Source organism: Pseudoalteromonas sp. SWYJ118 (genome assembly GCF_015864505.1).
Classification (GTDB): domain Bacteria; phylum Pseudomonadota; class Gammaproteobacteria; order Enterobacterales; family Alteromonadaceae; genus Pseudoalteromonas; species Pseudoalteromonas arctica.
The window spans coordinates 17263-37017 of record NZ_JADYXC010000030.1 but is presented as its reverse complement, the minus strand read 5'-3'; the positions used below and the strand labels follow the sequence as shown (position 1 = coordinate 37017).

At 38.0% G+C, this 19755-nt stretch carries 24 protein-coding genes; 8 read left to right on the top strand and 16 right to left on the bottom strand.

Features of this window, described 5'->3' with window-relative positions; translation table 11 throughout:
- Positions 1–526: transposase (locus tag I6F48_RS19345; protein ID WP_197120097.1), on the top strand; the 526-nt coding region annotated here is incomplete at its 5' end.
- A gap of 49 nt (positions 527–575) precedes the next feature.
- Here the strand turns inward: I6F48_RS19345 and I6F48_RS19340 are convergent.
- Genes I6F48_RS19340 through folB form a run of 3 tightly spaced genes read right to left on the bottom strand, consistent with a single transcriptional unit; the run spans position 576 to position 2221 of the window.
- A complete protein-coding gene (locus tag I6F48_RS19340) occupies positions 576–1376 on the bottom strand; it encodes an undecaprenyl-diphosphate phosphatase (RefSeq protein WP_007584742.1) in 801 nt (266 codons plus the stop codon).
- Positions 1373–1861 carry a 2-amino-4-hydroxy-6-hydroxymethyldihydropteridine diphosphokinase gene (gene folK / locus I6F48_RS19335; RefSeq protein ID WP_007584740.1) on the bottom strand — a complete coding sequence of 163 codons (489 nt, stop codon included), beginning with the start codon at positions 1859–1861 and terminating at the stop codon, positions 1373–1375. Before folK ends, I6F48_RS19340 begins: the two co-directional genes overlap by 4 nt.
- Entirely contained in the window at positions 1862–2221 is a 360-nt protein-coding gene (gene folB / locus I6F48_RS19330; RefSeq protein ID WP_007584738.1) for a dihydroneopterin aldolase, read from the bottom strand.
- 230 nt (positions 2222–2451) lie between these two features.
- Between folB and plsY the strand changes: the two genes are divergently transcribed.
- On the top strand, positions 2452–3063 hold the full coding sequence (plsY, locus tag I6F48_RS19325) for a glycerol-3-phosphate 1-O-acyltransferase PlsY (RefSeq protein ID WP_165729397.1): 612 nt from the start codon (positions 2452–2454) through the stop codon (positions 3061–3063).
- A gap of 174 nt (positions 3064–3237) precedes the next feature.
- On the opposite strand, the gene tsaD is transcribed toward plsY, so the two are convergent.
- From tsaD to I6F48_RS19310, 3 genes are read right to left on the bottom strand one after another with little or no spacing between them, the layout of a single operon-like run.
- Complete coding sequence (gene tsaD, locus I6F48_RS19320; RefSeq protein ID WP_165729396.1) at positions 3238–4251, bottom strand: tRNA (adenosine(37)-N6)-threonylcarbamoyltransferase complex transferase subunit TsaD; 1014 nt, start codon at positions 4249–4251, stop codon at positions 3238–3240.
- A gap of 38 nt (positions 4252–4289) precedes the next feature.
- A complete protein-coding gene (locus tag I6F48_RS19315; protein ID WP_007377861.1) occupies positions 4290–4880 on the bottom strand; it encodes a YjaG family protein in 591 nt (196 codons plus the stop codon).
- Positions 4873–5226, bottom strand: coding sequence for a putative signal transducing protein (locus tag I6F48_RS19310; RefSeq protein WP_010554404.1), 354 nt, complete (start codon positions 5224–5226; stop codon positions 4873–4875). Before I6F48_RS19310 ends, I6F48_RS19315 begins: the two co-directional genes overlap by 8 nt.
- Positions 5227–5301: 75 nt before the next feature.
- Between I6F48_RS19310 and I6F48_RS19305 the strand changes: the two genes are divergently transcribed.
- The 3 genes from I6F48_RS19305 (at position 5302) to I6F48_RS19295 (ending at position 7699) form a co-directional block, all read left to right on the top strand.
- Entirely contained in the window at positions 5302–5724 is a 423-nt protein-coding gene (locus I6F48_RS19305; protein WP_007584730.1) for a DUF2721 domain-containing protein, read from the top strand.
- 377 nt (positions 5725–6101) lie between these two features.
- The gene (locus tag I6F48_RS19300; RefSeq protein WP_007584725.1) at positions 6102–6986 is read left to right on the top strand and encodes a LysR family transcriptional regulator; all 885 of its coding nucleotides are present in this window, start codon (positions 6102–6104) and stop codon (positions 6984–6986) included.
- Between the two features lie 92 nt (positions 6987–7078).
- Complete coding sequence (locus tag I6F48_RS19295; protein ID WP_007584723.1) at positions 7079–7699, top strand: 2OG-Fe(II) oxygenase; 621 nt, start codon at positions 7079–7081, stop codon at positions 7697–7699.
- A gap of 37 nt (positions 7700–7736) precedes the next feature.
- On the opposite strand, the gene ubiA is transcribed toward I6F48_RS19295, so the two are convergent.
- Positions 7737–8615 (bottom strand): 4-hydroxybenzoate octaprenyltransferase, encoded by an 879-nt coding sequence (gene ubiA, locus I6F48_RS19290; protein ID WP_197120096.1) that lies wholly within the window; start codon positions 8613–8615, stop codon positions 7737–7739.
- Complete coding sequence (locus I6F48_RS19285; RefSeq protein ID WP_165729394.1) at positions 8612–9151, bottom strand: chorismate--pyruvate lyase family protein; 540 nt, start codon at positions 9149–9151, stop codon at positions 8612–8614. Before I6F48_RS19285 ends, ubiA begins: the two co-directional genes overlap by 4 nt.
- Before the next feature lie 154 nt (positions 9152–9305).
- On the opposite strand from I6F48_RS19285, the gene I6F48_RS19280 reads away from it, so the two are divergent.
- The gene (locus I6F48_RS19280) at positions 9306–9704 is read left to right on the top strand and encodes a flagellar basal body-associated protein FliL (protein WP_165729393.1); all 399 of its coding nucleotides are present in this window, start codon (positions 9306–9308) and stop codon (positions 9702–9704) included.
- Positions 9705–9707: 3 nt separating this feature from the next.
- Here the strand turns inward: I6F48_RS19280 and glpG are convergent, their stop codons facing one another.
- The 6 genes from glpG to I6F48_RS19250 form a co-directional block, all read right to left on the bottom strand.
- A complete protein-coding gene (gene glpG / locus I6F48_RS19275) occupies positions 9708–10526 on the bottom strand; it encodes a rhomboid family intramembrane serine protease GlpG (RefSeq protein WP_165729392.1) in 819 nt (272 codons plus the stop codon).
- The gene (gene glpE / locus I6F48_RS19270) at positions 10523–10840 is read right to left on the bottom strand and encodes a thiosulfate sulfurtransferase GlpE (RefSeq protein WP_010554397.1); all 318 of its coding nucleotides are present in this window, start codon (positions 10838–10840) and stop codon (positions 10523–10525) included. Before glpE ends, glpG begins: the two co-directional genes overlap by 4 nt.
- A 68-nt stretch (positions 10841–10908) precedes the next feature.
- Positions 10909–11934: an L-threonine 3-dehydrogenase gene (gene tdh / locus I6F48_RS19265; RefSeq protein WP_007584716.1), complete on the bottom strand. Its 1026-nt coding sequence runs from the start codon at positions 11932–11934 to the stop codon at positions 10909–10911.
- A gap of 50 nt (positions 11935–11984) precedes the next feature.
- Positions 11985–13178, bottom strand: coding sequence for a glycine C-acetyltransferase (locus tag I6F48_RS19260; protein WP_165729391.1), 1194 nt, complete (start codon positions 13176–13178; stop codon positions 11985–11987).
- A gap of 169 nt (positions 13179–13347) precedes the next feature.
- On the bottom strand, positions 13348–13911 hold the full coding sequence (gmhB, locus tag I6F48_RS19255; protein WP_165729390.1) for a D-glycero-beta-D-manno-heptose 1,7-bisphosphate 7-phosphatase: 564 nt from the start codon (positions 13909–13911) through the stop codon (positions 13348–13350).
- Positions 13911–14969: a glycosyltransferase family 9 protein gene (locus I6F48_RS19250; RefSeq protein WP_197120095.1), complete on the bottom strand. Its 1059-nt coding sequence runs from the start codon at positions 14967–14969 to the stop codon at positions 13911–13913. The genes gmhB and I6F48_RS19250 overlap by 1 nt, the downstream gene beginning before the upstream one ends.
- Before the next feature lie 122 nt (positions 14970–15091).
- On the opposite strand from I6F48_RS19250, the gene I6F48_RS19245 reads away from it, so the two are divergent.
- Complete coding sequence (locus I6F48_RS19245; protein ID WP_197120094.1) at positions 15092–15817, top strand: 3-deoxy-D-manno-octulosonic acid kinase; 726 nt, start codon at positions 15092–15094, stop codon at positions 15815–15817.
- Here the strand turns inward: I6F48_RS19245 and I6F48_RS19240 are convergent.
- A complete protein-coding gene (locus I6F48_RS19240) occupies positions 15807–16895 on the bottom strand; it encodes a glycosyltransferase (protein WP_197120093.1) in 1089 nt (362 codons plus the stop codon). The genes I6F48_RS19245 and I6F48_RS19240 overlap by 11 nt on opposite strands.
- Positions 16895–17965: a glycosyltransferase family 1 protein gene (locus I6F48_RS19235; RefSeq protein WP_165729386.1), complete on the bottom strand. Its 1071-nt coding sequence runs from the start codon at positions 17963–17965 to the stop codon at positions 16895–16897. The genes I6F48_RS19240 and I6F48_RS19235 overlap by 1 nt, the downstream gene beginning before the upstream one ends.
- A gap of 211 nt (positions 17966–18176) precedes the next feature.
- On the opposite strand from I6F48_RS19235, the gene I6F48_RS19230 reads away from it, so the two are divergent.
- Complete coding sequence (locus I6F48_RS19230; RefSeq protein WP_165729398.1) at positions 18177–19694, top strand: capsule assembly Wzi family protein; 1518 nt, start codon at positions 18177–18179, stop codon at positions 19692–19694.
- Positions 19695–19755: the final 61 nt, after the last annotated feature.

The window sequence follows — 19755 nt, the reverse complement described above, 5'->3', positions numbered from 1 at the left end:
TCCTGAAACGATTAAAGCGAGATTAATCAGTAAAACAATAAAGGGCAAAAGCTACCGTATATTAACCTCGATGACGGATAGATTGCGTTATCCAGGTAATGAAATTGTTGAATTATATTGTTATCGTTGGGAGATAGAACTTGGGTTTAGAGAAATCAAACAAACCATGCTTGATAGCGCATACCATTTAAGAAGCAAGCGTCCAGATATGGTGCGTCAGGAGCTATGGGGCGTGTTACTCGCCTATAATTTAATACGAAGAATAATGACGATGGCGGCGACAGTTACAGGGATATGGCCTAACCAGCTTAGTTTCTCTAGCAGTTCGATGGCTGTCATTCAGTATTTCTCGTCAGTATCTATAATGAGTCCAGGGAACATTCCAATACACTGGCAGCACTTACTCAATACACTGGTCTTATTTAAGCTTCCAGCTAGACGAGAGGATAGAAGATATCCCCGATGGGTTAAGCCAAAACCATCTAAGTATCCCCATAAAAAGAAAAATGCCAGTCAGCTTAACTGACTGGCATTAACCTAAAGGTGCTTTTTTTGGTTTTACTAATTAAGTTTGTTTATAGCGTTAAAAATACAATCAAACCGACACCTAGTAATAAACGATATATTACAAATGGCAACATACCCATTCGCTCTATTACTTTTAAAAACATAAATATACATGCATAAGCCGATAAGAACGATAGCACCACACCAAGCAATAATGTATTCCAATCAACTACATGGTCACCCAGTGCAAGCTCTGCAATATAATAAAGCCCCATCATAGAAATAATCGGAATCGCTAGTAAAAACGAAAAACGCGCTGCGCTTTGCTTATTCATACCCAACATTAAACCAGCGGTCATCGTGATACCTGATCGAGAAGTACCCGGGATCATTGCAACAGCTTGTGCGAAACCAATGATAAGTGCCGTTTTCCAATTGAGCTGATAAATAGTTTTAATTTGTTTCCCTTTTGCATCCGCGTACCAAAGCAACAAACCAAATACAATGGTGGTAGTAGCAATTACCCAAGCGCTTCGCAAATATAACTCAATAAAGTCTTTTAAAAGTAAACCTAAAATAGCGGCAGGCACTGTACCTAGTATAATCCACCAGCCTAATTTACTGTCATCGGTAGTGCCTTGCTTACCAAAAGATTTAAACCATGCGCTTAGTATATCTACTACTTCTTTACGAAAATAAATAACAACGGCTATTAAAGTACCAACATGTACTGCTACGTCAAACGCAAGCCCTTGATCTTCCCAGCCTAAAATTTGCGATGGGAGAATTAAATGCGCAGAACTCGATATTGGTAAAAACTCAGTAAATCCCTGTATGAGGGCTAAAATAATTATTTCGATAATACTCATAGGTTAGAAAACTCCACCTTCCATAGCTTTTGTTGAGGGTTATTATATTCATTCCATAACTGCGCAATCGTTTGCTTAGCTACAGGATGATAAAAATCTGGGGCAACCTCACTCAGAGGTTGTAATACAAATGCATTTTTAGTTATTTCATCACGTGGTAATTGCGCTGGGGAATCGCAAGTTACATCATCATAAAACAGTAAATCTAAATCGAGCGTTCGTGGACTAAATTTTTTGTCGTTCGCTGTACGCCCATTATCACGCTCTATTTGTTTTAATAAAGCGCATACATCAGCAAGCGACATATCAGTTGTAGCGCCAACTACTGAATTATAAAAATTATTGCCAGCAAACCCAACTGCTTCACTTTCAAAAACAGACGAGTGCACAATGTGCTCAAAGTGCTGCTTAAGTGCAATTAATGCACATTGTATATAATGCGCTTTATTTATATTTGACCCTAGGCTGATATAAATTTGAGCCATTTAGTCAGTTGCCTTAACACGTGTAATTTCAACACCCACAGTTTGTGCTTGTGCTACTGCTGCTGGTTTACTTACTCTTATAGTAACTTGTGGCGTATTAAACTCGCTTAAAATAATCTCAGCCAACTGCTCAACCAAAGTCTCTAGCAACTCAACAGGTTTTGCAGTGCAGTGCTTAATAACGCGTTCGCTTACTTTTGAGTAATCCAGTGCTAAATTAATATCGTCATTTTCGGCTGCAGGCTTAATATCACTAAGCATTTCAATATCAAAATAAAGGCTCTGTTTACTTTCTTTTTCAAAGTCGTACACTCCAATAATAGTGTCGACGTGTAATTGAGATATAAAAACCTTATCCATTGATACTCCAAATAACAACAAACGACTAAGCAACTATACAAAGCATCAATAAAATTAATACTGTATATGGTTTAGCCAGTGTTTAAATATGTGAAAATAACTTCTACAATAGCAAAATAACCAAACTAGCTATTAAATAGCCTGTTAATAATTTTCACGATAAATTTTGCTGCCAATAATAGCTTAAAAGTACTATCAATTGGTATAGCAATTAAAAAATAAGGAAGCGTGTGTTAGCCACTTTAATGTTTGTTTTAGCTTATTTACTTGGGTCGATTTCGTCGGCTATTTTAGTGTCGCGGTTGTTCAAACTCCCTGACCCTCGTAATAGTGGTTCTAACAACCCAGGGGCTACAAATGTTTATAGATTAGGCGGAGCATTTCCGGCTTGCTTGGTTTTAGTGTTTGATATTTTAAAAGGCACTATTCCAGTATGGGGAGCTTATTTTTTAGAAGTTGAACCTTTAGAGCTTGGTTTAGTCGCTGTAGCAGCTTGCTTAGGCCATATGTACCCACTGTTTTTTAGCTTCAAAGGCGGTAAAGCCGTAGCAACGGCATTTGGCTCATTATTACCTATTGGCTTATCATTGGCTGGTTTACTTGTTTGTACATGGCTGGTTATAGTGGCTATAACACGCTATTCATCACTTGCGGCGCTTGTGGCAGTCTCTTTAGCACCTTTATATACATGGCTGATAAAACCACTTTATACTCTTCCCGTTACTTTTATTACGTTGTTAGTTATATTTCGTCACCGTACTAATATTATTAGATTATTTAGTGGGGAAGAACCAAAAGTAGGCGCTAAAAAAGCACCCACTGATGAAAACGAAAACAGTTAATGTAAGAGTAATACCAATTTTATTAAAAACATAATCATTCTAGCGTATTAAATAACTCACTAGCTACGTTAAAAATTATTTATATAGAACAACTATGTATCATAATTTTAGCCTTGTTATTGAGCTATTTTCTTATCGCTATAATAGATCACTAATTTAATTCAATTGGTATAATTAAATAGGCTCAAGGCTATCTATTGGCCAGCGAGGTTTTGTTTTCATATCAAGACTTGCAAACTGACCTGCTTTTAAACGTTGCATTCCTGCATAAGCAATCATTGCACCGTTGTCGGTACAAAATTCAGTACGCGGATAAAAAACGTCGCCTTTCATACCTTTCATTACGCGTTCAAGCTGCAGTCGAAGCTGTGTATTTGCACTTACGCCACCGGCGATTACTAAACGCTTAATACCTGTTTGTTTAAGCGCTCGCTTGCACTTAATAACCAGCGTATCAATAACCGCTGTTTGAAATGCATGCGCTATATCAGCTTTAGTTTGATCGTCATCGTCATTTTCACGAATAGTGATTGATGCTGCAGTTTTTAAACCACTAAAACTAAAATCAAGACCTGGTTTGTCGGTCATCGGACGAGGAAAAATAAAGCGCTTCGCAACGCCTTGTTCGGCCATTTTAGCTAAGCGCGGACCTCCAGGGTAGTCAAGACCAAGTAACTTAGCCGTTTTATCAAAGGCTTCGCCTGCGGCATCATCAACTGACTCACCTAGTACTTCGTATTGTCCAATACCCGCTACTTTAACCATCATGGTATGACCGCCCGATACAAGCAATGCAATAAACGGAAACTCAGGAATATTTTCTTCAAGCATCGGAGCAAGTAAATGCCCTTCCATATGATGAACAGCAACAGCTGGAATGTCCCAACCGTATGCTAATGAACGACCAATAGAAGTACCTACCAATAATGCTCCAACTAAACCTGGGCCTGCAGTATAAGCAATGCCATCTAAATCTTCTGGGCCGCAACCCGCTTGTGCAAAAGCTGCGTCTATAAGTGGTAGCGTTTTACGAACATGATCGCGCGATGCAAGTTCCGGTACTACACCGCCATAATCAGCGTGTACTTTTACCTGGCTGTATAATTGATGAGCTAACAAGCCTTTTTCGTCATCGTATATTGCAATACCTGTTTCATCGCATGACGATTCAATGCCTAAAATTCGCACTGTACTTCTCCTGCCTTTAAAATTTCACTTCGCTGTTTTTATAACGTAAGGCCAATATTTGTTTGGCCATCTTCTAGGGCAAACTTTTTAAGTGCCTTCACGCTATCAGAGGTAATACGCCCCATATTTTCTACAAAATCAATTAGCTCACCTAATACTTCAATTTCGTATTGCATTAATGGATGCTCTCTAACGGCTGTGTTATCTGCAATCTCGCCTTCAACCGTCATTTGATACTCAATAAAGCGGGCTACGGTTGCTTGAGAAATTTTACTAACACTAATGAACTCTTGCTCATCTTGCGCCATTAAACCGTGCATTAAGCTAAGTAAAGACGTTGCAGCATCAATAGCAGGGTAAGTACCAAACATATCAAAATCAGCAAGCTCAGGAACATTCGGTTCTATTTTTTCAACTTGTTTTTCGAGATCTATTTTACTTTTAGGCAGTAATATTTTTTCCCAACAAACATTAAGCGAATTACGAAGTAAGGTTTCATCACCAAACCCCGTTGCTTCGCTAAATAAACCGTAATTTGGCAGCATTCGCTCTATTAAAGCACTTGCTAAAACAGCTTTTTGTAAATAGTTAAGCTCTCTAATACGCTGAAAATTATTTGCTTTAGTCATTCTTTAACGTCTCACACGACCAACAAAAATCAAATGTTGATCCATTATGCTCATTACAGTTAGGGCATACCCAATCTGGAGCGGATTGTTTTACTTGTTGATAGTTTACCAATATTTGGCGCGCATGGCGCTCTTTTATCGCATAAACCTGCACACTAACTTGTGCTTGATCAAATGGAATTTCTCCCAATGCGCCTTGGAGCATCTCACCTTTTATTTTGCATTCGATGCCACTGGTTTGTATTAAACCTTTAATAATATTAGCCTCAAGGGTATTTTCGGCTTTATAAATTGTAACCCATTGAAAAGAGCTATCAGTTGAATTTTTATTATTAATATTTTGCAATATTCACCTCATTTATTTTGTGTTATCAATATCCTGCGCTAAATTATTAGCATGCTGCACTTTTAGGGAATAAACATGACACTTACAACCCCGGGCCTACTTTTCCCGGCCATATCGCTGCTATTACTAGCCTATACAAACCGATTTTTAGTTTTAGCGCAATTAATTAGGGAGTTAAATGCGCGCGAAGGTGAATCTATCCGACCTGTTGTAGTCGCTCAAATCACTAACTTACGTAAACGAATAAACTTAATCAGAACAATGCAGGTGTACGGCGTAGCCTCTTTTTTACTGTGTACATTTTCGATGTTTGCTTTATTTATTGAATTTAATACCACAGGGATTATTTTATTTGGCATTAGCTTAGCTTGTTTAAGTTTATCGTTATTAACGTCTTTATTCGAAATACATATTTCTTGTGATGCGATTGAAATAGAACTACAAAGCATTGAAAACAAACCATTAAGCAGCCGAATAAATAGAAATTTTGTAAAATAAACTCTTATAGATAAAACACCCTATTATTTGTCATAATCATGTTATATGTGCGCCCTATTTTGAGGCGTACTTTTTTATTAATTAGAACAATTAAATTCCAACCTCCTAACTAACCCACTGAGTTAAAATAACTTTGCCTAGATAGTTAATTGCAAAAATATAGACAAAACACAATAAACAACTAGTTATCAATTAAAAAAGTAATACTATTTGGTCGCTTTCCTCTTTAATTAATACTAAAAGGGGGGTATCCTGCTGGAAACACGTATGAACTTGCAACCGTATTTCAATATAGAATTTTACTAAACTTTAGAATAAAAATTAATATATTTGATATCCGTGGTATCTGCGACTTACTTATAAAAAGGGACTATAAAGTGAGATTTGAACAATTAGAGCAATTTGTAGCACTTGGTGTATTACGTCACTTTAGACAAGCAGCTGAACAAACCCAAATTAGTACTTCAGCGCTAACGCGCAGCATTCAAACACTTGAAAATGAAATGGGATATGAGTTAGTAAAACGCTCAACTCGTTCTGTTAAATTAACGCCTGAAGGCGAACTTTTCCTTGAATATGCTAAAACGACTCTATCGGAACTTGAGCTAACGAAAAAACGGATTTTTCAATCAGTAAACGGTAATGCTAATGAAAAACTTGTTATTGGCTATACCAATAAGGCAAGCAGCATAGTACCTATTTCTTGTGGACAGTTTTTAGCTCAATATCCTCATATAAAAATTGAAATGCAGTTACAAGATCAACAAGAGCTAACACGCAGACTCCAACAAGGTGAAATAGACATAAGTGTATACTCTCAAGCTATTAATAGTATTGGCAGTGACATTCACTTACCTGATCAGCTTGTATTATTTGTTTCAAAAAATCACCCTCTTGCACATAAAAACGATATAAGTAAGCAAAATCTTGATAGCTACCCTATGTTTGGCTGCTTCTCTCAATCTAAACAAGTGCAAACTATGCTTAATGAAGCAATTGATTCTTTAAATAAATCATCAAGTATTAAAGTGGGTAGCATTGAGCAAGTAATGGCTGGTGTAGTTAAATCAGATCACTTTGCTATAGCAAGCATTGAGCATGCAAACACAATCGCAGAGAACTCTGAACTCGTGCAACTAAAAACAAATAAAGATTTAAATCACGAACAACTCGTTGTACAAACAAGCCAACAAACATCTATTACCGAACATGTAGAGCACTTGCTGTCGCTTATAAAAAAAGCGGGAGCTGCATTTAACTAACCCTTCTTTTTGAAAAAGTGCGGCACAATAAACAGTAGCTTTAAATCGCTTTTCGGCTACACTGTCGCACCTTTTTTAAACAGCTGATGTGAATGAACACACTTTTTGGTCCTGATGTCTATTTAGATGATATAGAACGCCAAGGATACACCGTAATTCATAACGCGCTTATTGCCGATTTAGTTAACGATTTAGTTGCAGATTGTCACCGTATAAACCCCCACTTTAGCCTTGCCGGTATTGGTCGATTAAATAACTTACAAATAGATAAAACTATTCGTACTGACAAAACCTATTGGTTTGACGGCAGCTCTCAAGCACAGCTTACGTATCAAGCAATAATGCAAAGTATAAAAACCACATTAAATCGTAGCTTTTTTATGGGGCTATTTGATTACGAATGCCATTATGCAAAATATACACAGGGTGATTTTTACAAAAAGCACTTAGATGCATTTAAAGGTCGCTCTAATCGAGTATTTACAACGGTGCTTTATTTAAATACGCCAGAGCAAGGTGGCGAACTTGTTATTTATAAACCTAAAAGTAAAGAAGTAGAAATAACCATTAAACCAACTGCTGGCACATTGGTTATGTTTGAAAGCGAACGTTTTGCCCACGAAGTACTTCCCGCAGTTGACGAACGCTATTCTATTGCTGGATGGTTTAGAAAAAACGCCTCTATTAGCGGCATTATTGATCCACCCCGATAGCTCTAAATAGCGAATTTTAACAGCCTTTATTAAGGCTTTAAAGTGCTATTGGGTATGAAAATAATAACCCTATAAAGATAGCCAAGCCCACATAATGATTATTTAAAAACGCTTTAAAGCAGGCATCTCTTTCACGTTTATGAATAAGCGTTTGTTGATATGCCAATAAACCAGCAGCTACACTCAAACCAATGCCAAACGCGACACTTAAATGATTACTTATACCAATAAACGCAACCAGCGCTATAAATACAGCATTAAGTAAAAAGATTATGTGGCGGTCGAATTTACCAAATAAAATAGCGGTTGATTTTACCCCTATTTTTAAATCGTCATCTCTATCAACCATCGCATACATAGTGTCATAAGCGACTGTCCAGCAAATATTGGCTATAAATAATAACCATGCCTGCTGCGGTAATGCATTTATTGAAGCCATATACGCCATTGGAATAGCCCAACCAAATGCAGCCCCTAAAACAACTTGTGGTAATTGTGTATAGCGTTTCATAAAAGGGTAGCAAAAAGCTAAAGCCAAAGCCCCAAAAGAAAGCAAAAGAGTATTAACGCTAAGCATTAATACTAAAATAAACGCAATAACTATGAGCAGTAAAAACAAACTAAGTGCTTCACCACTACTAACCCGCCCTGAAGCTAGCGGCCGCTGAGCTGTGCGTTTTACAGAGCCGTCTATTTTCCTATCTGCAAAATCATTAATTACACACCCTGCACTTCGCATAACAACAACGCCCAGCGTAAATATAATAAAGTTGAGTAAGCTCGGCATCCCACTATTAGCAAGCCATAAAGCCCAGTATGTTGGCCAAAGTAATAACAAGGTACCAATGGGCTTATCTATACGCATTAGCTGTATATAGTAAGAAATATGTTTTGGCTTTAAAGCGGCTAATTTCATGAGTATAAATATGCTCCTGGTAAAAACACTTCACACACTAAAAATTTATATTCTTTGAGTGAAAATACACTTCGACGCCCTAGTAAGTTTTTTTCGGGTAGGTTTAATTTTGCAACTAATTGCTGAACGGGGTGCTTGGCATCAAAATAAGCAATTTCTATATCCGTTCGTTTTAGTGCTGGGTCTTGAAAAATCACATCACCTAAAGGTCGTTCACCCATATTGTGCAAAGGATTGCTCGAATCATTTTTAGGAAGCCAGCTCTGTGCGTATACCACAGGTTTGTTATCGCACAATAAGAGTACTTCTCTATTAATCGCTGTTTTAGCGCTACAGTTTAGTAATAACTTTTGCTCTAGACTTAAAGTAAATAACTGCTCGCTCAATACTCTTACACTAAAAATTTGTGATTTACTTTTTAATTTAGCAGTTAAAGAATTAGGTTCAAAAAGCCATTCTTGCTCTAGAGGAGATAAATCACTTACATATGAAGTGGACTGCCAATTAGCAGATATAGACAGAGGATAAGTAATCACAATAGCTCAACAAAATAAAAAACAACGAGATGATACCATTGCCAAAGCTTTTGAAAAAGTGATGTTTTATAACCATAAATAATTGCTTGGCGCTGTTTATTACCCACTATTAAGTATAAACTATTTGTAACAAGTTTTAATAAACGCTTTAAATATGAAAAAAATAGTATACGCAGGTCTTTTTACGTTCTTTGTAAGCGTCATAAGCTTTACAGCTCGTGCTGAATCTACAGTTGGTTATTTTGGTTTTGAGCCCGATATAATCACCAACTACATTGGCGCATCAAGTAAAAAAATGGGCTATGTGCGTGTAACTATTGATTTAATGCTTAATGACACTTCAAATATTGCAGTAGTAGAGCACCACACGCCATTACTACGTGATGCCCTAGTAGAAATTTTATCTAAAGAGCCTGAAGAAAAAATAAAATCCCTTACTGGCCGTGAAGAAATACGCGCAAAGTGCGCCGAAAAACTAAAAAGCCTCTTAAAAGAAGAAACAGGACAAGAGATCATCCGTGAAGTCTTGTTCACTAAGTATTTATATCATTAGTATTTAACGTTTTGCGTTAAATACTTTGGCGGTGTAGGCAAAAGCCATACCGCTAACTAATCCACCTAAGTGCGCCCAATTAGCCATACCTACAAACAATACATCTGCAAAACCAAGCACTAACCAAATCAACATAAAACCAACAATAGCCGTACTAACCAGTGCTGGTTTGTTCGGATTTAAAAAGCTATGAATCCAACAAAAACCAAGTAACCCATATACTACGCCACTCAAACCGCCAAAGTTAGGACCAACCATTAGGTATTGCGCCCAATTACTAATAAGTGCAGTCACTAAAAACAAACCTATTAAGCTGAGTTTTCCGCATTGCTTTTCGATATTGTCGCCAAGCGACATCCACCAAATTAAATTAAACACAATATGCATCGCGCTAAAATGCACAAGCGCAGGTGTTAACCAACTGAGCGGTTGTGATGGATTAAATTGCAGAGCTGTATAAATTTCATCAAATCCACCCAATAAAAAAGCGACATAAATAACAATACTTAATATGCTAACAGTTTGGTTAAGCCAGCTAAGCGCTTTAAATCGCGCCATAAGATTAAGTGATTGCCCTTGATATTTAAGCGGCGATTGCGTGCTGCCTACATCCCAAGATGCTTGCTGGTATTTTTCATGATTGGGGTTTTGTGTAAATTCAGTCCATAGCGGCTGAACTTGATGAAAGTCCTCTTCAGTCACGCTAATGATGACATTACTACCATCTGCTGAGTGTATCTTTGCATCTAGGCCTTGGCTTTTTAAATAATCTATAAAGCCCTGTGCGGCGCGTGGGTTATTTAAACTGCCAAGCTCTATCATCGCTCTACCTTCTCGCTGTAAGCCGCTTCCCAAGCAGTGAAGCCACCATCCATGCTGTAAACATCTTCAAAGCCTTGTTCAACTAAATAACTAGCTGCGCCCTGAGAGCTCATACCGTGGTAACACACAATAATAATTGGCTGATCGAATTCTTTTTCCATCATAAATTGTGCAATATTACCGTTAGAAAGTGCTTCTGAGCCTGGAATACGACCAGCTTGATACGAATTTGGATCGCGAATATCTGCAATTACAACGTCTTCTTTATCTAGAAGTTCTAACGTTTGCGCTATAGAAATGTGTTTAAATGCCATTGAAGTCTCTTTAATTAATAGTATAAAAAAGGCGGCTAAAGCCGCCCTTCTTGTAATTTAGTTAGGAACTAATCCCAGTTTAAAATTACTTTACCTGACTGACCTGAAATCATCATATCAAAGCCAGCTTGGAAGTCATCCACAGAATACTGATGTGTAATAATTGGGTTCAAATCAAGACCAGATTGAATCAAGCTTGCCATTTTGTACCACGTTTCGAACATTTCTCGACCGTAAATACCTTTAATCACTAAACCTTTAAAAATAACTTGGTTCCAATCAACTGCCATATCAGATGGTGGAATACCTAGCATGGCAATTTTACCGCCGTGGTTCATGTTATTAAGCATTGAATTAAAAGCGCTTGGCACACCTGACATCTCAAGACCAATATCAAAGCCCTCTGTCATACCTAAGTCTTTTATTACATCTTCAAGCTTTTCGCTTGCCACGTTTACAGCACGTGATGCACCCATTTTGCGGGCTAAATCTAGGCGGTATTCATTTACGTCGGTAATAACGACGTGGCGAGCACCAACGTGTTTTGCAACCGCTGCTGCCATAATACCAATTGGGCCTGCACCAGTAATAAGTACATCTTCGCCAACTAAGTCAAACGATAATGCGGTATGAACTGCATTGCCAAACGGGTCAAAAATAGAAGCCAGTTCGTCAGAAATGTTATCTGGAATTTTAAATGCATTAAATGCAGGAATAACTAAATACTCTGCAAATGCACCTTCACGGTTTACACCTACGCCTGTTGTATTTCGGCATAAATGTACACGCCCAGCACGACAGTTACGACAGTGCCCACATGTAATATGACCTTCACCCGATACGCGGTCGCCTACTTTAAAGCCACGAACTTCCTGGCCCATATCAACGACTTCACCAACATACTCGTGACCAACAACCATTGGAGTAGGAATAGTTTTGCTTGCCCATTCATCCCATTTGTAAATATGTACGTCGGTACCACAAATAGCTGTTTTACGAATTTTAATCAGTAAGTCGTTATGACCGACTTCTGGCTTTGGCGCATCTGTCATCCAAATGCCCGGTTCTGCTTTTAATTTAGATAATGCTTTCATAATTCACACTCAACTAAAAAACCGAAGCAAGGCTTCGGTTTAAAATAAAATTAAATAACGCCCATTTCTTTACCAATGCGGGTAAATGCATCAATAGCAATATCGAGTTGCTCAATACTATGCGCCGCTGAAATTTGTGTACGAATACGCGCTTGCCCTTTTGGTACTACAGGGAATGAAAAACCAGTGACGTAAATACCTTCAACAAGTAACTTATCAGCCATTAACGAGGCTACTTTTGCATCTCCCAGCATTACTGGGATGATTGCATGATCTTTACCTGCACACGTAAAACCAACAGCTTCCATTTGCTCACGGAAATATTTAGCATTTGACCAAAGTTTAGCGCGAAGCTCACCGCCATTTTCTAGCATTTCAAGTACTTTAATTGATGCAGTAACAATTGAAGGCGCTAATGAGTTTGAGAACAAGTATGGGCGCGAACGTTGGCGTAACCATTCAACAATTTCTTTTTTACCTGAAGTATAACCACCTGAAGCGCCGCCTAGCGCTTTGCCTAATGTGCCGGTAATAATATCTACACGGTCTAATACATTACAGTACTCAGGTGTACCTTTACCGTTTTCGCCAACAAAGCCAACAGCATGAGAGTCATCAACCATTACAAGTGCATCGTATTTATCAGCTAGGTCGCACACAGCTTCTAAATTACAAATAACGCCGTCCATAGAAAACACGCCATCAGTCGCTATTAGCTTCGTTTTAACGCCGGCTTCATCGGCAGCAATAAGCTGCTTTTCAAGATCAGCCATGTCGTTATTTGCATAACGAAAACGCTTAGCTTTACACAAACGTACACCATCAATAATTGATGCATGGTTTAACGAATCAGAAATAATAGCGTCTTCTGCGCCTAAAATAGTTTCAAACAAGCCTGTGTTTGCATCAAAACATGAAGAATATAAAATCGTATCTTCTGTTTCTAAAAACTCACTGATTTTTTTCTCTAGGGTTTTATGAATATCTTGCGTGCCACAAATAAAACGAACAGACGCAACACCAAAACCATGATTATTTAAACCGTTTTGCGCAGCTTCAATTAGCTCTGGGCTATTAGCTAAACCTAAGTAGTTATTAGCACAAAAGTTGATTACTTTACCTGACGCAACTTCGATTTGAGCTTGCTGCTGAGATTTAATAATACGTTCGCTTTTATACAAACCTTCGGTTTTTACATCTTCAATTTGCTGTTGTAGCTGGCTAAAAAAAGCAGATGCTCTCATCTGTGTTCTCCATTAATTTGAACGGGTAAACAACCACATTTAAGCGACTGTTTATTATGGGGGGTATTGTAAAAGTTTAATGGGGAAAATGCACGGTTTGCAGTTCGTCGCAAACGCCCTAAACTGGAAGGAATTCCTGCCAGTTTACAGGCTAATCTGTTTAGTTTATTTATATCTTTAAAAGTGCAGATAAACTGTTTATAGAATCGATAATTAAATCAGCCTCTTGCTTGGCGCTTTCGTCAAAGCTTTGACCTGAGCGAACTAAAACGCGAGTCGTAATACCCGCTTTTTGCGCTGCCTGCATGTCACTGAGTTTATCGCCCACCATAATGCTGCAAGCAGGGTCGATGTTATGCTCTTGTATGCCTTGTAATAACATACCTGGTGCAGGCTTTCTGCAACTGCATTGTTTTAAATATTCTGGTAGTGCTTTTTTAGGGTGATGAGGGCAAAAGTACACATCGGCAACTTCAATACTGTGATCGCTAAATTGGGCTTTCATCCAATCAGTTAGTGCTAAAAAATCAACTTCGGTGTAATAACCTCGACCAATTCCAGATTGATTAGTGACGATTATAATTTTATAACCTGCATCATAAAATGTTTTGCAGGTATTAAAAAAACCGTCAATAAATTCAAACTTTTCGCTTTGATAAACATAACCATGATCAACATTTACCACACCATCTCGGTCTAAAAAAAGCGCTTTATTTTTTTGTTGCTCATTCATTACAAAGACTCTTTTTGTACAACATGATCAAACATCGCTTTTACATCATCAACCGTAATTTGGCTCATTAAATCATCGCCTTTAACGCGCGTACCCCACGGCACTTGCTCAGCCGTTTTACCTGTTTGCTTAAGCAAATTTTGGTGATAAACCTCAACCACGTAATCTTGATATAAGTAAGGGCCTGTTCGTGCTGGGTTTGAATGTGCATATAAACCAATAACCGGCGTACCAACAGTTACCGCCATATGTGCAGGACCCGTATCGGGCGCAAGCACTAAGCTGCCACGCTTTAACACGCACAACAACTCTTTGAGTTTCGTTTTACCCACTAAATTTAAAATAGGTGTTTTACTATACTCAACAATACTATTTGCTAGGTTAATTTCAAGTTCTGTTGGCCCCCCCGTCAATACCACCTTAAAGCCTTGCTCATTTGCATAATCAGCCAATGCTGCATAACGATCAGCGAGCCAATTGCGCTGTGCTTTACTTGCTGCTGGCGATATTACTAACAGTTTATTAGTTAGGTACTTTGGTGTTAGTAACTCATCAGCAACCGCTTGGTCTTGCTCTGTATATGGCATGTCCCAACTCGGTTTATAATCAGCTACATCAATGGCTTTTGCAAAACCTTTAAAGCCTTCAAGCACATGCGCCTGAGCTTCTGGGGCTATTCGTTTATTAATAAACAAGCTGTGCAATTCTTTTGAACGCGCCCAATCAAACCCTATTTTTACTTTTGCCGGAATACAACGCGCTACAAACCCAGCCCTTAATGCAACTTGCATATTAAGTAGTACATCAAACTGTTGATCTTTAAAGCGTTGCTTTAAGCTTTTAAGTGCGGCTTTTCCTTGTTTTTTATCAAATACCACCAGCTCAACACCCGGTAAGTCGGCAAGTAACATCGCTTCTATTTTACCAATAACCCACGTGATTTTTGCATTTGGGTGTGCTTTTTGAATGGCTTGTACAGCACTCACACCATGACATACGTCACCAATGGCTGAGAGTCTTAATATACAAATAGATGAATAATTAGGAGCTTGAGTCACACATTCCCTTAGGTATTAAATACAAAAGCCGATCTTAAATTATAATCACGCTATTGCAAGCACTTATCCTGAGCTTTAAAACGCGCTAATATAGACACATTATTTAGCAATTACACAGAGCTATGTTTAAACAACACGTGCAAGGCAATCACACTGTATTAAGCCACCCCAAATACACAAGCCAAATTACTCTTGATTGGTTTGATGCCAACTTTTGGCAAAAACAAAATAAAATTGTGGGTGCTAAAAAAGGCAGAGCAACAGCGTGGTTTTTTAAACAAGATAATTTAACAGCCGTACTTAGGCATTATTGGCGCGGTGGTTTGGTCGGTAAATTGCTAAGCGATCAATATTTATACCCAGGGCTTGAACAAACCCGTGTTTATAAAGAATTTAGCTTAATGAGTAAACTTATAGAACTTGGTTTAAATGTACCAGCTCCTATAGCAGCTAAAATAACTCGCAGCGGGTTAATTTATCGTGGTGATATTATTACCGAGGCCGTTACAGGCGCTAAAAGTGTACTTGATATATTAATTGAACGCCCATTGACTCAAGATGAGTTAGAGCGCATTGCTAAAACAATCGCACTATTTCATTCAAAAGGTGTATACCACGCTGATTTAAACATTAATAATATTTTGTTTGATGATACTGGTGATGTGTATATTATCGACTTTGATAGAGGTGAAATAAAAACGCCCAATCCACAATGGCAACAAAGCAATATGACACGTCTTGAGCGCTCATTTTTAAAAGAACAGGGTAGAAACGAATCATTTAATTGGCAAGTAAGTGACTGGCAGACTCTGCACAGCAACTACCTTAAAGCGCTAGCTAATGTATAGCCAATGCTAAATACTGCAGAGCAACGTGCTCTGCCTGCACTTGTTTTAGAATATCTGCGTTTTCTACATTTGGCTTATCTGCTAGCACCTGCTTAATGGCATTGGCTAATGCCTCACTTTGTCCAACAGGTACTAAATATTTACTTAGCTCGCCTGTTAATATCTCGCTTGGTCCAAATGTACAATTAGTGCTAACTACGGGGGTGCCCACAGCCAAAGCTTCAACAATTACATTCCCAAACCCTTCAAAATCAGAACTAAGCAATAATGCTTCAGCCTGCTTAATCCAGTTGTACGGGTTTTGTTGAAATCCTGGCACTACTAACTGTTTTTCTATGCCGTATTCCTGTGCAAGCTTTAGCGCTTTAGCCGGTTTATTACATAAAAGTACTAACTTGTATTTTTTATCAAGCTTTGCAAATGCTGCAAATAATATATCGTGGCGTTTTTGTTTGGCGAGTCTTCCTACATGAATTAAGTAGGGCTCATTTGGGATATTGTTATTTTGCTCATTTGCTTGCTGTCTTATTTTTTCAAAATCGAACGGGTTGTAAATAGTCGCAATTGCACTTGGGTTAATTAAATCCCCTTGTATTATTTCTTTTTCAACACCCTTTGATACGCAAATAAGTGATTTACCATTTAAATTTTGCTTACTTTTTTTAAGATATAAATATGAAAATGGACCTAACTTTTTTTGACGTGCAAGTTCTGCATTAACTGAGTTGTGAATAACAAAATGAACATTTTTGATATTACTACGCGCGAGCAAGTTATTACTTCTATCAAGATTAGAAAGCACTAAATCAATATTGCCCAGCTCGCTTTGTTTTTTTTCAAACCAAGTTTGTAGTGTTAAAATGCTATTTTTACGCTGCCAAAATCGATCTACTTTTGATGCCCTATGTGCGAATAAACTCTCCACGTTAAGTACTTCAGGGATATTATATTCAATAGAGTTAGCAAGAGACAAAATAGTGATTCGGTGCTTTAACTTGGCCATTTCCTCAGCAAGGGTAAGCATTACTTTTTCAGCACCACCACCCACTAGGGAATCAATTACAATCACTATATTCATTAGCGATCCCCTATAAGCATATTTTTTATGCCATTAGTGATCACATCGAAGCTATGTGTATTATCAAGTTGGCTATATTTAGCAACGAATTCATTATAGAAAGGCTCGCTAATAACCTGAGCTATTTTCGTAGTGATTTCATCAATATCAAGATTTGCTTTTATGACAACACCTGCATTAACACAATGATCCAAACGTGTATTTTGATCTTTTGAGATAGCACATGCCACAACGGGGGTTTGAACTGCAATTGCTTGCAGTAAAGTATCTCCACCGCTAAGTAATGCGATTTTAGCTTGGCTCATTAATGCCAAAAAATCAGTACTTTGCAGACTTGCTAAACAAGTAACCTCATCACTTTCAGGAATGGCTTTCTTATAATTGGGACCAAACACAACAACTGCTTTTAAACCAGTGTGCTTAGTAATTTTAAGCGCGGCTTTAAAGTAAACATCAGCGCAATTAAGGTTATTTAATACATGTCCGCCTGAGCCAGCATTTACAATAAAATAGCCTTCCGATACTAAGTTATAGCGATTTAAAACATCACGTTTTTGCGCGCAAGAGGCAAATGTAACAAAAGGACCTACATTTCGAGGATGTGCCAAGGGAAACATGTCTAACTTCGTACTTTCAGCCCATGTAAGTGGCTCAATACAATAATCAGGCTGTACAACCCAATGTGTATCAATTAAATTAATTCTGTTAAGTTTTAAGCCTTTAGCACGTTTTTTTGCATGCTGAGAAATGAATATAACTTTAGCGCCTACCTTTTTAGCCGCCTTCATATGCCCTGCACGTCCTGCACAATCAAAAACAACGACATCAGGTTTAAATTGCTCTATAAAGTCGCAAACAAAATCAAGCTCTTTAGTCGCTGAGTGTTCGAGTAGTGTGGCTTCAAAAGGACAATCTTTTGCGTAGCTTGTATGCTTATTTAATATAAAGTGAATATCGAGAGAATCTGCAAGTTCTGCCTGTAAACTTTGAGCCAACAACAACGAGCGCATATATTCACCAATGCCTTCCGGTGATGATACTGGAATAAATAAAAGTCGTTTGTTGCTCATTGCATTCTCAATGTCCTATTTGAGCTCCAGTATATCAATCAGATACTTATTACGATAGACAGGTTACATTTTAATATATTAAATTAACTCTATAAATTTGATTATTTACTGCAATAGCTGACTTAGATTGATAAACTTAGCCGCAATCTTAATCACAAGGATCTGAACTTTGCGAAACAGAATTTTTCTACTTTCTACTCTTTTTTGCGCTATGAGCGCATCAGTTAATGCTGAGCCATGGGTAAAACCCGATGATTATGGTCTAAGAGCTGATATTCAACAATTAGCTGATGCCGGTGTTATTTTAGCTCCTGTAACTACCTATCCGCTTATGTGGAAAAGTTTTATAAGCGATGTGGAAAGTATGCCGCTGGAGCAATTATCTCCAAGCTTACAAGATGCTTTACTTCGCGTTAAACATCGATATAAATCAGAAAATAGTAGCTCACATAGTCTTCAATTATCAGCTTTTGCAGCCACAGATCCAATCATAGCAACAAGCTTTGGTGCAACAAATACTCAAGAAACAGAGCTTTCTGCAGCTTACGCTTATTTAGGCGATAACTTTGCAGCTAAAGTAGCTATAAATTATAGAAAAGACGGTAAAAAGTGTTTAGTTGATGGAAAAACGACTGACGATATAGTTACCAACGAGCAAGCTTTAACCGATTGTAACGATACCTCACTTGATGATAGTTACTTAGCTTACCGTTTAGGTAACTGGATTTTTAGAGCCGGTGCTGTTGAACAATTTTGGGGACCTGGTGTTGATAACAGCTTAATTATGTCAGGTAATGCGAAACCTTTACCTGCACTAAGTGTTACCAGAGAAAAAAGTACTGCTTTCGAGACACCATGGCTGAGCTGGATTGGTCAATGGAGCTTTACTGCACAAATGGCTAAACTTGAGTCTACGCGTGTTATACCTGATGCTTTACTGTGGAGTACTCGTGTTAATTTTCGCCCGATTCAACAGTTAGAAATTGCACTTAGCTGGTCTGCACAATGGGCTGGCGATGGACAACCTAGCTCTGCGGGTGATTTTATTGATGTTATAACTGGCCAAACAACTTGCACAGATGGTAATGACAGCTGTGACAGTCAATTTGAGTCAAAAATAGGTAATCAACTGGCTGGTATTGATATGCGCTGGTCTGATACCTTGTTAACACACCCATATGCAATCTACATTAGCACTATAGGTGAAGACGCAAGCTCTCAATTTAAGCCTTCCGACAGAGCATATCTTTTTGGTATTCAAACAACACAACGCATATACGCTCAGAATATATTAGTAAATGTTGAATATATAGATACTGGTGTTTCATGCCAAGCTGAATCAAAAGTTGAAAATTGTTACTATGAGCATGATGATAAGTTGTCGGCTTATAGATCAGGCTACCGATACCATGGTCGTACAATTGGCTCAACCTACGATAACGATGCACAATCAGTCGTTTTAACTCTGCTAGGTCAGTTATCTAATGGAAACGATTGGCAGGTAAAATTACGTAGTGTTGATTACAACAGCGATAACAGGGACCTTTACCCTAACAACCCAGATTTAGGCAATTCTATTACTAAAACAGGGTTTAACTCTAAGCAATTAGAACTTCGTTACAGAATGCTTTCTATGGGAGGACGCGTCACTTTAGGTGCTTTTGCGTCTAACAACGACGGTGCTGAAAACGATACTTCTGCGTTTGCTAAGTACGAATATAACTTTTAATACGTTACTTTTAATAAAGTAACGTATTAAAAGTAAGAAAGGGATGAAAACAGTGTTTTCA